Below are 14603 nucleotides of genomic sequence, written 5' to 3'. Positions count from 1 at the left end.
GGATTGACATCGGGCGCGATCATTTGGAAATTAAATGTCACCATATTCATTATTGGAAACTCAAATGAGCTTCGGTTTCGACCTCGACCTTCTGCGCACTTTTGCCGCCGTCGTCGAGACAGGCGGGTTTACACGGGCGGCAGAGCGCGTTCACCTCACGCAATCAACGATTAGCCAGCAGGTCAAGAATCTCGAGACCAATCTTGGACGCACGCTTCTCATCCGCGACCGCGCCTCGGGCCGAGTGCGAACGACGGAGGAGGGTGAACTGCTGATGAGCTACGCCCGGCGGATACTGTCGATCTTGGCGGAGGCAGACGAAGCTCTGGGCCGCTCGGTGCCGGTTCCGAAGACCGTGCGGCTCGGCGTTCCGGAAGACTTTTCCGGGCGGCGGATGATTGACCTGCTCTCCGGCTTTGCGCGGACCACTTCACATACGAGGCTCGATACGATCAGCGGCTGGAGCTTCGAGTTGCGAAGGCTTCTGCAAGCGGGAGAGCTCGATCTAGCCCTTATCAAGCGCGAGCCGGGCGATGGCAGCTGTATTGCCAAGTGGGAGGAACCGCTAAGTTGGGTGGGTAGCCGGACCCTTTCCGGCGGGACCGATCCGATTCCGCTCGCGGTGTTTCCACCCGGGTGCATCTATCGCGAAAGGGCCATCCGGGCGATTGAGGAAAGCGGAAGACGTTGGCGTATCGCCTATTCGAGCCAAGGCCTGATGGGCGTTCAGGCGGCGGTTGCATCCGGCCTCGGCATCAGCTTGCTTCCAGTCGATGCAATACTGCCCGAGCATCAGCCGTTGAACGGTGCTGACGGTTTTGCGCAGGAACCCGCGTCCGAACTTGCGCTGATCGCGGCCACAAGGAAGCTGGAACCGGCGGTCAAGGAGACGGCCGATTTTCTGATAGCGAACCTGACCGCGCTGAGGCGAAGCGCCAAAACGCCGACCGCCCGCGTGAACTGATTTCGGTCCTGATAGCTGTGAGCACACACAAGGCCGTTTCGCTCTGACCAAAATCTGGCCCCACCGTCGGGAAAGACGAAACCCTATAAGACCTGGCGATACCGGCAAACACGGGATCGAACACCGGCCACCGGTAACGTCGCACTTTGCTGCGCAGGATCGAAGAGGTTTCACTAGCAAACAAGCTCGAACACCTCGATCTGTTCGAAACGGCCCTTGGCTTGCGCCAGTCCAAGAGACCGAAAACGGAATGCATCTCCCGCTTTTGCGGTGATCGCCCGGCTTGCGAGGACAGAGGTGGCGAACTCCTTGTTCATACCTTCCAGACGGGAAGCAACGTTGACCGTGTCGCCCATAGCTGTGTACTGGCGACGGGTCTGGGCACCAACACTGCCGACAACCGCCGGCCCGGTATGAAGACCGAACCGGGTGATGAATTCCGGGCGTCCCGAGGCCCGGTTGGCCGCATTGAACTCGTCGATCGCCGCCTTTAGCGCCAGGGCGCAACGACAGCCGTTCTGCACGTGCTGAGGATCCGGCACCGGTGCGTTCCACATGCCGAAAATCGAGTCACCCAGATATTGGACGATAACGCCGTTGTGCTGCTCCACGATATCGTTCATCAACTGAAAATAGGACGAGAGCAGCGCAGTAACGCTTTCCGGGGAATACTGCTCCGAAATTGTCGTAAAATCCCGGATGTCGGTAAAAAGCAGGGTGACGTCCTGACGCGAGGCAACCCCGGTTTCGACTTTCCCGGCGCTCACGATCTTGCGTACAAGTTCCCGCGGCACATAAAGAGAAAAATTACGGATTGCGTCACGTGCTGCGGCAAGTGCGTTTGCGAGAATGTTGATCTCGGCGATCATGGAGCGGTATGCTCCCTGTCCCTTGAAATCCAGATCCCCAATTTGCCTGGCTTCGGCAGCCAGAGAAAAAAGCGCATTGCTGATGAGCCGCGCGACGACGAGCGCTGCCACAATAGCCGCAACAAGAACACCACCGGCAATCATCAGCGTCTTGATCAGCAAGCGGTTGCTTGGACCGACAAAATCGTCGACAGGTGCCGCAATGACGAGCGTGTTGCCCTTGAGGAGCCCGGAAAACTCGACCGGCGAGATCTGGGCCATGTATGGCACCCCCGCAACCGAAAAATGCGCCACGCCTCCCCTGGTGCCGGCTTCCGTCAGCAGCAATTGCCTGACCGCGTCGAAGGCCGGATCCCCTGAATACGGGGCAGCAACTTCATCGCGCGAGGTATTGGAAAGCGTTTCGAGGATTAGAGCCATGATCGACGGGTCAGAGTGGACGATCAGGCGCCGGTGATCGTCGAAAACATAGCCACGTGCATGTGCCGATATTGCTTCCTCGTTCAGCAGGCTGCTGATGGTTTCCAGAAGCACGTCTGCGCCCGCCACGACGCGCCTGTCCTTTTCCATGGGCGTGGCGAGCGTCAGGCTCAGTGACTGCGTCGCGGCGGTGACATATGGGCCAACCGAGGCAGGCCCATCCTTTGCAACGGCAGCGCGATACCAGAGCCGTTGCCGAGGATCGTAAGTCACGTTTTTGCTGTCACGCTCGGCGAGCAGGTTGCCGTTGACATCCAGGAACCGCCAGGCGGACGTCATCCCATCCGCGGATTGCCCAATGGTGATCAGCGCAAATGCTGTGCCGGACGGTGCTGAAAGGACTTGGCTCCATTTCGGATTGGTGAGGACACTGGCTGCCTGAATAAAGGAACCGTCGGGATAGCCGGCATACAAGCTGTCCAGTTTCGGTGACCCCTGCAGCGCCTTCAGCAGGAAGTCGCGCTTTGCATCGAGCTCCGCCGGAGGCGCCGATACCATTGGTGCCAGGGCGGAGCTTGTCTCGATGGCGGAATAGCCACTGTCGAAGACGCTGCGATAGTGATCGAGCGCATGCAAGCTCAACAGCCGCATCTTCTCCTGCGCCGCATCGATCGCGGATGACCGCCCATGTTGGTATGTCAGCCACATCAGCGGCGTGCAGACGGTTACGAGCAGGAGTACGATCACGATGCTGAGGTGCAGGCGTAGCGGCTGGGACCAGGGCATCTCGGGATCGCCTTGCGAGGAAGACACTTTCACTTCCTCCACTTAAGGCCACCCTGTCTAAGTCTTGTGGCGTCTTTGCCCTTGGTCATTTCTGAGGTCGCCGTATTCGTTCACCGCCTTATCTTTCACCGATTTCGCGCCTGAGCAAGATGGATCGGCCACAGCTTCTCAGGCGTTCTTCGCAGTGGCAAATGTTATGCTCGCGTCACTCACAATAGCAACGTGCGAATAGGCTGCCTGACCGGCTGCCGCCACATCTCCGCGCATGATCGCCGTCACGATGGCATCGTGTTCGTCATAGGATTTGGCCAGGCGGCCGGGCAGGCGGAATTGCGCCCGGCGGAACGGCGCCAGTCTTGCGCGGGTTTGCGTCACCAATTCGAAGATGTGCTCGTTATGGGCGCCACGATAAAGGCGAGTGTGAAACTCCGTGTTGTGCGCAGCATAGCCTTCCTCGGCTCCAGCGTGCACCAGCTTTGCCGAGGCCCGATGCTCGAGTTCGAGGGAGCGCCGCTCATCGACCGTCATGCGTTCGGCCGAAAGCCGTGCGCAGATGGCCTCCAATTCCGACATCGCCTCGAACATCGAATGCAGATAGGCCTCCGTCACGTTCGCGACGACGGCACTGCGATTGGGCTCACGATCGACCAGCCCCATGGCGCCAAGTTCGCGCAGCGCCTCCCGGACCGGCGTGCGCGAGACATCGAAGCGGGCGGCCAGCGAGATCTCATCCATCCTCTCGCCGGGGACGAAAAGGCCGGTCACAATCATATCCGCGATGGCGCGAACCATCTGCTCGACGGTCGTGCCCGCCCTGATTACCTGCCTGCGCTTGATCTCTGTCACGATCCTGATTCTTGCTGCGTCAACTGCATACAGATGCGGCCAGTTGCCCGAGAAGTCAATTATCTTCTGGTTTCTAGAGGCAGTGCGTTGCCCCAGCGAGCTTTCGTGAAGGGCCAGACGACAAGAGAATGAGTGAATAGTAATCATAGATTAAAATTTGATCATGTTCGTGGTCAAACTGCATACAGTTTGGACAAGCAAAACAGTGCTGCTAATATTGGTGCGATAACTCAAGCACTTAGAATATGGCACGGGCATTGCATACACTTTTCTGCAACGTTTTTTCGAACCGGCCCTGGCCGCAAGGAGCATTCCGATGACCAAACTCCTTTCCATGAACCGCCGCCACTTCCTGCAGGTTTCCGCCGCCGGAGCACTCGCCTTGACGCCAGGCCTGCTGTCGGGCCGCGCTCTCGCCCAGGCCGCACTCACCGTCGGCTTCATCTATGTCGGCCCCAAGGACGACTACGGCTACAACCAGGCCCATGCCGAAGGGGCGGCGGCGCTGAAGGCCCTGCCGGGCGTCACGATCGTTGAAGAAGAGAATGTCCCCGAAACCGTCGATGTCCAGAAGACGATGGAGTCGATGATCAACCTCGATGGCGCGACGCTGATCTTCCCGACCTCGTTCGGCTACTTCGACCCGCATATGCTGGCGATGGCGGCAAAGTACCCGGATGTGCAGTTCCGCCATTGCGGCGGCCTCTGGCAGGAGGGCAAGAACCCTGCAAACACGGGTTCGTATTTCGGCTATATCTTCCAGGGCCAATACCTGAACGGGGTCGCGGCCGGCTACACGTCGAAAAGCAAGAAGCTTGGCTTTGTCGCGGCCAAGCCCATTCCGCAGGTGCTGCAGAACATCAACGCCTTCCTGCTCGGGGCGCGCTCGGTCGATCCGTCGATCACCTGCCAGGTCATCTTCACGGGGGAATGGTCGCTTGCCGTCAAGGAGGCCGAAGCGACCAACGCGCTGATCGACCAGGGTGCGGATGTTATCACCTGCCATGTCGACAGCCCGAAGGTTGTTGTCGAGACGGCAGCCGGTCGCGGCGCCTTCGTCTGCGGCTACCACGCAAACCAGAGCCCGCTGGCGCCTGAAAAATATCTGACCGGCGCCGAATGGGCGTGGGGCAACGTCTACACGGATTTTGTCAAGAAGGCCCAGGCCGGCGAGAAGCTCGGCAATTTCGTGCGCGGTGGCCTCAAGGATGGCTTCGTCAAGATGAGCCCGCTCGGACCTGCCGTACCGGCCGAAGGACGGACGAAGTTCGACGCAACGCTCGCCGAGATGATGACGGGCAAGTTCTCCGTCTTCAAGGGGCCGATCAAGGACAACAAGGGCAACGTCGTCGTCACGCCCGACAAGAGCTATGCCGAAGATGCCATCGAGCTCGAGAGCATGGCGTATCTCGTGGAAGGCGTCGTCGGATCCACGGCCTGACCCGGAGGGAGAAGCGTCATGACAGTCGAGGCGAATACCTCAGCAATAGCCATCGCTTCCCAACAATCGTCCGTAGTGAGACCCATCCTTGAGTGGGTCGCACGGCGCGCCGAACCTGTCGTCATCAGTTGCGGCGCGATCCTGATCGGGCTGGCGCTCTTCTCCATCTTCATCCTCGTGATCGGCAAATCGCCGGCCACCTTGTTCCAATTGATGTACACAGGCGGTTTCGGCAGCTGGTTCTCGATCCAGAACAGTCTCAGCCGGGCCGCCCCCCTTCTTCTGACGGCGCTTTGCGTCGCCTTGCCGGCGCGTCTCGGGCTCGTCATCATCGGCGGCGAGGGCGCGGTCGTATTGGGTGGCGTTGCTGCGGCGGCGGCCGCATTGCCGTTCGTTGGCACGCTGCCCGCCTTCCTCGTTCTGCTGCTGATGGCGGCGGCGGCGATGCTCGTTGGCGGCATCTGGATCGGTCTAGCCGGCTTCCTGCGGCACTATCGCGGGGTCAACGAGACCATTTCTTCGCTGCTGCTCGCCTATATCGCCATCGCCCTCATGAACCAGTTCGTCGAAGGGCCGCTGCGCGATCCGGCGAGCCTTAACAAACCCTCCACCACGCCCCTGCCCGCCGAATACATGCTGGGCAAGATACCCGGAATGGATGTGCACTGGGGGCTCGCAATCGGCGTCGTCGCCTGCATCATCTCGTGGGTGCTGATCGAGGTCACGAGCTATGGCTTCGCGGCGCGCATCGCCGGCGGCAATGTTCGCGCCGCACAGATACAGGGGTTGCCGGTCGGCCGCCTGATCGTCGGCTTCACGGCGATCGCCGGCAGCTTCGCCGGCCTTGCCGGCATGATCGAGGTCGCCGCCATCCAAGGCAGTGCCAATGCCTCGCTGGCGGCGGGTTACGGCTATACCGGCATCCTCGTCGCCTTCCTGGCGCGGCACAATCCACTGGCGATCATTCCGGTCGCCATCCTGCTCGGCGGCATCGATGCGTCGGGCGGCCTCATCCAGCGCCGGATGGCTTTGCCTGACGCAACGGTCCTGGTGCTGCAAGGCACGCTCTTCGTCGTCATCCTCTTTTGCGAGACCTTCTACGGTCGCTTCAGGATCTTCAATCCCGACCTCTGGAAAAGGAGCCCATGATGGAAGCGAGCGGCATCGGCATCTGGGGTGTCCCCCTCGCCATCTTTGCGGGCGCGATCCGTGTCTCGACGCCCTTCATCTTCGTCAGCCTCGGCGAGACCATCACCGAACGCTCTGGCCGCATCAACCTTGGCCTCGAAGGTACGCTGGTCTTCGGTGCCATGACGGCCTATGCGGTCGCCGTGCTTACCGGCTCGCCCTGGCTCGGCGTGCTGGCGGCCATGGGCTCGGGCACTGTCTTCGGCCTCGTGCACGGATGGATCTGCAAGTGGCCGAAGGTGAATGACATCGCGATCGGCATCGCCATGATGCAATTCGGGCTGGGACTGGCCTTCTTTCTCGGCAAGCCCTTTATTCAGCCGGCAGCACCGCATCTGCCGTCGATCCCGCTCGGTGCGTGGTCCAACCTTCCGCAGGTTCAGGCGGCACTGAACATCAATGTGCTCTTCATCGTGGGGGGCGCGCTGGCACTCTTCCTGTGGTGGGGGTTCAAGAACACCCGTGTCGGTCTCGTATTGCGGGTTGTCGGCGACAGCACCGATGCGGCACGGGCGATGGGGATCAATCCGGATCGTGTCCGGCTGCTCGCCACCGGCGTCGGCGGATCGCTCGCCGCCTTGGGCGGGGCCTACCTCTCGCTCTACTACCCCGGCTCCTGGAACGAAGGCATTTCCTCCGGACAGGGCCTGATGGCGGTGGCGCTGGTGATCTTCGCGCGCTGGAACCCGATCGGCTGCTTCCTGGCCGCCCTTCTCTTCGGCGGCGCGGGCGCACTGGGTCCTGCCCTGCAGTCGGTCGGCGTCACGCAGGGCTACTACCTGTTCTATGCGGCTCCCTACGTGCTGACGCTCGTCATCCTCATTGCCACGTCCTCACCAACACGTTCGCTTGCCGGTGCCCCCGGCGCGTTGTCGCTCACGAAATAGGGGATCTGCCATGAATGGTCTCGGCGGCCTTAACAAATCGGAACATGGCGTCGGTATCGGCCTGGTCCAGCTTCAGCTTCCTGTCACGGTCACCAGGGAGGACCTTGCAAGGCAGACCAAGGTTATCGTCGACCTCGTTGGCAAGGCCCGTCGCAACCAGGCAGGCATGGATCTGGTCGTCTTCCCCGAGTACGCGCTGCATGGCCTGTCGATGGACATCAATCCCGAGATCATGTGTTCGCTCGACGGGCCGGAGGTTGCTGCCTTCAAGAATTCCTGCCGCGAAAACCGCATCTGGGGCTGTTTCTCGATCATGGAATTCAATCCGGATGGGATGCCGTACAATTCGGGCATCGTCATCGACGACAGAGGCGAACTGAAACTCCATTATCGGAAGATGCATCCATGGGTGCCTGTCGAGCCCTGGGAGCCTGGCAATTTCGGCATTCCGGTGATCGAGGGACCGAAAGGTGCGAAGCTCGCACTGATCATCTGCCATGACGGGATGTTTCCGGAGATGGGCCGGGAGTGCGCCTACAAGGGTGCCGAGATCATGATCCGGACAGCGGGTTATACCGCTCCGATCCGCGACAGCTGGAAGTTCACCAACCAGTCAAACGCCTTCTGCAATCTGATGGTGACCGCCAGCGTCTGCATGTGCGGTTCGGACGGCACGTTCGACTCCGTGGGCGAAGGCATGATCTGCAATTTCGACGGCACGATCATCGCCCACGGCACGTCCGGTCGCCCGAACGAGATCATCACCGCCGAGGTCCGCCCCGACCTGGTGCGTGAGGCGCGGCGCAGCTGGGGCGTCGAGAACAATATCTACCAGTTCGGCCATCGCGGTTATGTCGCCGTCGCCGGCGGCGCGGGGGACGCGCCTTACAGCTACATGCACGATCTCATCGCGGGCCGGTACCGGTTGCCCTGGGAAGATGAGGTCAAGGTCGTCGATGGCACGTCCTGCGGCTTCGACAAGCCGGCGCGACGCTATGGCGAAACTTTCAAACTTGCGGGCGAATAGGAGAAGACGATGGATGCGATGGTCGAAGCAAGGGGACACTACATCAATGCCGATCCCTATGCCTGGCCCTACAACGGCGCGCTGAGGCCGGACAACACGGCGCTCATCATCATCGACATGCAGACGGATTTCTGCGGTCCAGGCGGCTACGTGGATCATATGGGCTATGATCTTTCGCTCGTGCGCGCACCGATCGAGCCGATCAAGAGAGTCCTTTCCGCCATGCGCGCCAAGGGCTATCACATCATCCACACCCGGGAGGGGCATCGGCCCGATCTCGCCGACCTGCCGGCGAACAAGCGCTGGCGCTCGCAGCGTATTAACGCTGGCATCGGCGACGCCGGCCCTTGCGGCCGCATCCTCGTTCGCGGAGAGCCGGGCTGGGATATTATAGACGAGTTGAAACCGATCGAGGGCGAGACGATCATCGATAAGCCCGGCAAAGGCTCTTTCTGTGCCACGGATCTGGAGTTGATCCTCAACCAGAAGCGGATCGAGAACATCATCCTGACAGGCATCACCACCGATGTCTGCGTTCACACGACGATGCGCGAGGCCAACGATCGCGGCTTTGAGTGCCTGCTGCTCGAGGATTGCTGCGGCGCCACCGACTATGGCAACCACCTCGCGGCCATCAAGATGGTGAAGATGCAGGGCGGCGTATTCGGATCCGTGTCCAACGCGGCTACCCTGATCGAGGCCCTTCCCTGATGCCCTCCTTGCGTGCTCATGTCTTTCGCGTCCCGGCAGGCAGTCCGGACGATGTCTCCGGTGTCGAAGCCCTGTTTGCCGGCCGAGTTGACGCCTCCGACGTGGTCGCCGTGCTTGGCAAGACCGAGGGCAACGGCTGCGTCAACGACTTCACCCGCGGCTACGCCACACGCAGCTTCGAGCGGCTGTTCGATGAACAGAATGTGGAAGGCGTCTCAATCGTCATGTCCGGCGGCACGGAAGGCGCTCTCTCTCCTCACTGGACCATCTTCACGCGCAAACAGGTCGAGGAGCCCGGAGAAGGGGCTCTGGCAATCGGCGTGGCGCGTACCCCTGCCCTGCCGCCTGAACAACTCGGCAGGCAAGAACAGGTCCGCATGGTGGCGGTGGCGGTTAAAGCCGCCATCCGGGATGCCGGGATCGAGGACACCGCCGATGTCCACTTCGTACAGATCAAATGCCCGCTGCTGACCACTCAGCGCATTGCCGATGCGGAAGCAGCCGGAAAGACGACGGCGACGCGAGATACGCTGAAATCAATGGCGCTGTCACGCGGCGCGTCGGCGCTTGGCGTTGCCGTTGCACTTGGCGAGGTGGATATCGACGCCATCGACGACAGTGACATCTGTAGCCGCTTCGATCTCTATTCCCGATGCGCCTCGGCTTCTTCAGGCGTCGAGCTCTTGGATCATGAGGTCATTGTACTCGGCATGAGCGCAAAATGGTCCGGGCCTCTCACCATCGACCATGCCGTCATGCGGGACGCGATAGACACTGGATCCGTCCGCGCTGCCTGGGATCGTCTGCCGGCGGAAGGAAGGCTCGCGGCCGTGCTGGCCAAGGCCGAACCGGATCCGTCAGGTCACGTTGGTGGCAGGCGCCATACCATGCTGAACGATTCCGATATCGCCGGCACACGCCATGCCCGCGCGTTTGTGGGCGGCGTGCTCGCCGGCGTCTTCGGCATGACCGACTTATACGTATCGGGCGGTGCCGAACATCAGGGACCGCCAGGTGGCGGGCCGGTCGCAATTATCGTCGAAAAAGGAGACCTGAAGTGAGTATCGTACGCGACACGCCTCTTCCCCAGGCTGGCAAGGCCGTCGGCATCCAGACGCTCGACATGACGATGCGGTTTGCCAGCTTTACGGCGCTCGACCACGTATCGATCGATATCCCGGCCGGAACCTTCCATGCGCTCCTCGGCGAGAACGGCGCCGGCAAGTCAACGCTCGTCAAGTGCATCATGGGCTTCTACCATCAAACCTCGGGTTTGCTCTCGGTCGATGGGCGCGAAGTGGCGATCGCCTCTCCCAGGGATGCGGCAACCTATGGGCTCGGCATGGTCTACCAGCATTTCACGCTGGTGCCGTCGCTGACGGGCGCCGAAAACCTCGTCATCAGCCGGGCTGCCGTGCCCGCGGTGATCAACTGGGCCAAGGAGCGTAGGGATCTGGCAGCCTTCATGGAGCACATGCCGTTCAAGATTCCGCTCGATCGCCCCGTCAGCGAGCTGGCCGCTGGCGAAAAGCAGAAGCTCGAAATCGTCAAGCAGCTCTATCTCGGCCGCAGTTTTCTGGTGCTCGACGAACCGACATCCGTGCTGACGCCAGCCGAGGCGGACGAAATGCTCGGACTGGTGCGCGGCATGACGGATCGCGGCGAGCTGACCGTGCTGATGATCTCACACAAGTTCCATGAGGTTACGAAGTTCGCCGACGCGGTTTCGATCCTGCGGCGCGGCAAGCTGGTCGGCGGCGGAGGGGTCGACCAGCTCTCGACCGCAGAGATGGCATCGATGATGATCGGCGACGTCAAGCTCGCCCAGCTCGATACACGCGTGCCAGTGTCTGAGATGGCAAAGCCTGTTCTCAAGGTCGATAAGGTCAAGGCACCGGATCGCTCGGGGTTGAAAACCATAGAAATCGAGACGCTGACGGTTCGCTCCGGCGAAATCGTCGGTATCGCCGGCATATCGGGCAACGGCCAGAAGGAGCTGACGGAGATCCTGGCCGGCCAGCGGCCGACCGAGGTGGGCAGCGTGCTTGTCAACGGCGACGCCTACGGCGCGACCCGGCCGGAAACGCGCCGGAACAATGTGCGCTTCATTCCCGAGGAGCCCCTGCACAATGCCTGCGCGCCGCGCATGACGGTCAGCGAAAATCTTGCCTTCCGTACATTCGATCTTAAAAACGACGGAAAAGATGCGATCTGGCTCAACAAGGGCAGGATGAAGAAGCGGGCGACGGATCTGATCGCCGATTACAAGGTCAGGACCGCCTCCTCCGCCTCGCCGATCGCAGCCCTTTCCGGCGGCAATGTGCAACGCGCGGTGTTGGCGCGTGAACTGACTGGCGAAGTCGATCTCCTGATCGTCGCCAATCCTTGCTTCGGCCTCGATTTCTCAGCGGTGGCGGAAATCCGCGCCCGCATCATGAAGGCGCGCAACTCCGGTGCGGCCGTGCTGCTGCTGTCGGAGGATCTCGACGAACTGTTGGAGATGTCCGACCGGATCATGGTCATCTCGGACGGAAAGCTGGTCTACGAAACCCCGGCGCGCGCGGCCGACATCTCGGTCATCGGCGCGCATATGGCAGGACATCACTGATGGCAGACATCAAGGCACAGCCTTTTGCCTTTCCGGCCAGGCCCGACCAACTGGCGCTGATCGTCATCGACATGCAGCGTGACTTTGCCGAGCCAGGCGGTTTCGGCGCAAGCCTCGGCAACGATGTCAGCCGCATCACCAGGATCATTCCCGATGTCAAACGGTTGATTGAGGGATTTCGCGAGGCCGGCCTGCCTGTCATTCACACCATGGAGTGCCACAAGCCGGATCTTTCCGATCTGCCTCCCGCCAAGCGCAACCGCGGCGCTCCAACCCTTCGGATCGGCGATGACGGGCCGATGGGACGGATCTTGATTGCCGGAGAGGCTGGCACGGCGATCCTGGCGGAGCTTGCCCCCGTCGACGGCGAAATCGTGATCGAGAAGCCGGGCAAAGGCGCATTCTACGCGACCGAACTCGGCGACATCTTGAAAGCGAGGGGCATCAGCCAGCTTGTCTTTGCCGGCGTCACAACCGAGGTCTGCGTTCAGACGACCATGCGCGAAGCCAATGATCGCGGATACGAATGCCTTCTCGCCGAAGAAGCAACCGAGAGCTATTTTCCCGAATTCAAGGATGCCGCCATCGCCATGATCCGCGCCCAGGGCGGGATCGTTGGATGGACTTCACATGTGGACGACATATTGGAGGCGATTGGTCATGCCTGAGACTACACGCGAGCTTCTGACGCTAGGGGGCTGGAAAGAGCTAACTTTCTCTCCATTTCGTGAGGACGTTACGATCCACTGGATCCGCGCTTTCGAAAACGATCAGCCGGGGGTCGCCCTTTTGAAATACGAGGCCGGAGCCTCCGTACCGCGGCATCGACACGAGGGGCTCGAAACCATCCTAGTCCTGGAAGGCACACAATCCGATGAGGCCGGCGACTATGGGCGCGGCAGCTATGTCGTGAATGCGGCTGGGACCGAGCACTCCGTCTGGAGTGACACCGGCTGCGTGGTGCTGATCCAATGGGATCGGCCCGTAAGGATACTGGAAGAGGAAATAGCATGACCGGCGCACCGGCTTTCGACATCGCATCGCTGCACGCATTCTACGCTTTGGGTGGAACGCCCGACACGATCATTGGCCGGGTGTTTGCGCGCCTGGCCGAAGTCAACGATCCGGGCATCTTTCTTCATCTCTCAGATCGCGAGGCGCTGCTTGCCGAGGTGGAAGCGCTGGGGCCGTTTGATGCCGAGGCCAAGCCGCTCTGGGGCATCCCCTTTGCCGTGAAGGACAACATCGATGTCGCCGGCATGCCGACAACGGCTGCCTGCCCTGACTATTCCTATGTAGCGGCTGTTGATGCGACTGTCGTTCGCTTGCTCAAGCAGGCAGGGGCGCTCGTCATCGGCAAGACAAACCTCGACCAGTTCGCAACGGGCCTCGTGGGCGTCCGCTCGCCCTACCCGATCCCTCGCAACGCCATCGACGCCAACCTCGTTCCCGGCGGCTCCAGCTCCGGCTCGGCCGTCGCCACCGCCCAAGGGATCGTCAGTTTCGCGCTCGGAACGGATACGGCCGGCTCCGGCCGTATCCCTGCAGGACTTAACAACATCGTCGGCCTCAAGCCGAGCGTCGGCGCCCTTTCGACAGCGGGGGTCATACCGGCCTGCCGCACGCTCGATTGTGTTTCCATATTTGCCCTTACCGTCGATGATGCATGGCGTGTCTTTGACACCACCGCGCGCTACGACGCGGCGGATACTTACTCGAAGGACATACCCGCATCCGGCTATGGCTCGCTTCCGCCGGTCCTGAGCATCGGGGTTCCTGCAAAGGCAGACCGCCAGTTCTTTGGCGACGCCCGCATGGAGGCATCATACGAGAACGCGCTCGCGATGCTGACGATGCTCGGCCATCGCCTGGTCGAAGTGCCGTTCGGAGATTTCTACAAGGTTGCCAATCTGCTCTACGAAGGCGCCTGGGTGGCGGAACGCTATGCCGCGGTGAAGGCATTCTTCGATGCCAACGAAACGAGCTTCCATGCGGTCACACGCAAGATCTATGGTGGCGCGAAGGCGCTGAGCGCGGCCGATGCCTTCAATGGTCTCTACGCCCTTCAGGCTCTGAAGCAGACAGTGCAGCCGATCATCGACACTGTCGATCTCTTCTGTGTGCCGACGGCCCCGAGCCACTATACGCTGGCCGACCTCGCCGCCGAACCGATCCGCGAGAACTCGCGGCTTGGGACCTATACCAATTTCGTCAATCTGCTCGATATGTGCGGGATCGCCGTGCCGACTGGCAAGCGTGGCGACGGCCTCCCGGCGAGCGTGACCCTTCTGGCACCGTCTGGCCGGGATGGCCTGGCGGCGTCCCTTGCACGAGAGATCCACCAAGCAGCCGGTGTCAGTCTGGGAGCGACAAGCTGGTCTCTGACACCGGCTTTTCCGAAACCGGCGAGAATTGATGAGGATGGGATGATTGATCTCGTTGTCGTCGGTGCGCATCTCTCCGGGATGCAACTAAACGTCCAACTGCGCGACCTCGACGCCGTTTTCTCTCGGCAGGCGCAGACATCGGATGCCTACAGGCTCTATGCCCTTGCCGGCCAGGTGCCAGCCAAGCCGGGGATGATCCGTGTCGAGCCCGGCAAAGGCGGTCGCATCGACGTGGAAGTCTGGCGCTTGACGCCCGCTGCCTTCGGGCAATTCGTGGCGGCAATACCCTCGCCTCTCGGAATCGGCTCAATCAGTCTGTCAGACGGAACTGTGGCTAAGGGCTTCCTTGTCGAGGCCGCAGGGATAACAGGGGCCACCGACATCACCAACTATGGCGGCTGGCGCAACTATGTGGCGGCGGACACCGACCGGAGAGCGCGAAGCGCAGGCTGATCAATCCCGGCAATTG

At 61.3% G+C, this 14603-nt stretch carries 13 protein-coding genes; 11 read left to right on the top strand and 2 right to left on the bottom strand.

Annotated elements, in window-relative coordinates; translation table 11 throughout:
- The first annotated feature begins 64 nt into the window (after nucleotides 1–64).
- Nucleotides 65–964, top strand: coding sequence for a LysR family transcriptional regulator (locus C934_RS0105100; RefSeq protein ID WP_018855627.1), 900 nt, complete (start codon nucleotides 65–67; stop codon nucleotides 962–964).
- Nucleotides 965–1137: 173 nt separating this feature from the next.
- Here the strand turns inward: C934_RS0105100 and C934_RS0105095 are convergent, their stop codons facing one another.
- Complete coding sequence (locus C934_RS0105095) at nucleotides 1138–3066, bottom strand: adenylate/guanylate cyclase domain-containing protein (RefSeq protein WP_018855626.1); 1929 nt, start codon at nucleotides 3064–3066, stop codon at nucleotides 1138–1140.
- A 141-nt stretch (nucleotides 3067–3207) separates the two neighbouring features.
- Complete coding sequence (locus C934_RS0105090) at nucleotides 3208–3885, bottom strand: GntR family transcriptional regulator (RefSeq protein ID WP_018855625.1); 678 nt, start codon at nucleotides 3883–3885, stop codon at nucleotides 3208–3210.
- A 316-nt stretch (nucleotides 3886–4201) separates the two neighbouring features.
- Here C934_RS0105090 and C934_RS0105085 point away from each other — a divergent pair, with 316 nt between their 5' ends.
- Genes C934_RS0105085 through atzF form a run of 10 tightly spaced genes read left to right on the top strand, consistent with a single transcriptional unit; the run spans nucleotide 4202 to nucleotide 14587 of the window.
- Complete coding sequence (locus tag C934_RS0105085; RefSeq protein WP_018855624.1) at nucleotides 4202–5326, top strand: BMP family ABC transporter substrate-binding protein; 1125 nt, start codon at nucleotides 4202–4204, stop codon at nucleotides 5324–5326.
- Between the two features lie 18 nt (nucleotides 5327–5344).
- Entirely contained in the window at nucleotides 5345–6475 is a 1131-nt protein-coding gene (locus C934_RS0105080; protein ID WP_018855623.1) for an ABC transporter permease, read from the top strand.
- Nucleotides 6475–7401, top strand: a complete 927-nt coding sequence (locus tag C934_RS0105075; RefSeq protein WP_026371563.1) for an ABC transporter permease — start codon at nucleotides 6475–6477, stop codon at nucleotides 7399–7401. Before C934_RS0105080 ends, C934_RS0105075 begins: the two co-directional genes overlap by 1 nt.
- A 10-nt stretch (nucleotides 7402–7411) precedes the next feature.
- The gene (locus tag C934_RS0105070) at nucleotides 7412–8428 is read left to right on the top strand and encodes a formamidase (protein ID WP_018855621.1); all 1017 of its coding nucleotides are present in this window, start codon (nucleotides 7412–7414) and stop codon (nucleotides 8426–8428) included.
- A gap of 9 nt (nucleotides 8429–8437) precedes the next feature.
- Entirely contained in the window at nucleotides 8438–9139 is a 702-nt protein-coding gene (biuH, locus tag C934_RS0105065) for a biuret amidohydrolase (RefSeq protein ID WP_018855620.1), read from the top strand.
- Nucleotides 9139–10200, top strand: a complete 1062-nt coding sequence (locus C934_RS0105060; RefSeq protein ID WP_018855619.1) for a ring-opening amidohydrolase — start codon at nucleotides 9139–9141, stop codon at nucleotides 10198–10200. The genes biuH and C934_RS0105060 overlap by 1 nt, the downstream gene beginning before the upstream one ends.
- Nucleotides 10197–11747 (top strand): ABC transporter ATP-binding protein, encoded by a 1551-nt coding sequence (locus tag C934_RS0105055; RefSeq protein WP_018855618.1) that lies wholly within the window; start codon nucleotides 10197–10199, stop codon nucleotides 11745–11747. The genes C934_RS0105060 and C934_RS0105055 overlap by 4 nt, the downstream gene beginning before the upstream one ends.
- Nucleotides 11747–12415 carry a cysteine hydrolase family protein gene (locus C934_RS0105050; RefSeq protein WP_018855617.1) on the top strand — a complete coding sequence of 223 codons (669 nt, stop codon included), beginning with the start codon at nucleotides 11747–11749 and terminating at the stop codon, nucleotides 12413–12415. The genes C934_RS0105055 and C934_RS0105050 overlap by 1 nt, the downstream gene beginning before the upstream one ends.
- On the top strand, nucleotides 12408–12761 hold the full coding sequence (locus C934_RS0105045) for a cupin domain-containing protein (RefSeq protein WP_018855616.1): 354 nt from the start codon (nucleotides 12408–12410) through the stop codon (nucleotides 12759–12761). The genes C934_RS0105050 and C934_RS0105045 overlap by 8 nt, the downstream gene beginning before the upstream one ends.
- A complete protein-coding gene (gene atzF / locus C934_RS0105040) occupies nucleotides 12758–14587 on the top strand; it encodes an allophanate hydrolase (protein WP_018855615.1) in 1830 nt (609 codons plus the stop codon). The genes C934_RS0105045 and atzF overlap by 4 nt, the downstream gene beginning before the upstream one ends.
- Nucleotides 14588–14603: the final 16 nt, after the last annotated feature.

It is taken from the genome of Rhizobium sp. 42MFCr.1 (genome assembly GCF_000377185.1).
Taxonomy (GTDB): Bacteria; Pseudomonadota; Alphaproteobacteria; order Rhizobiales; family Rhizobiaceae; genus Rhizobium; species Rhizobium altiplani.
The sequence above is the reverse complement of the archived record's forward strand: the minus strand, read 5'-3'. Positions and strand labels throughout refer to the sequence as shown.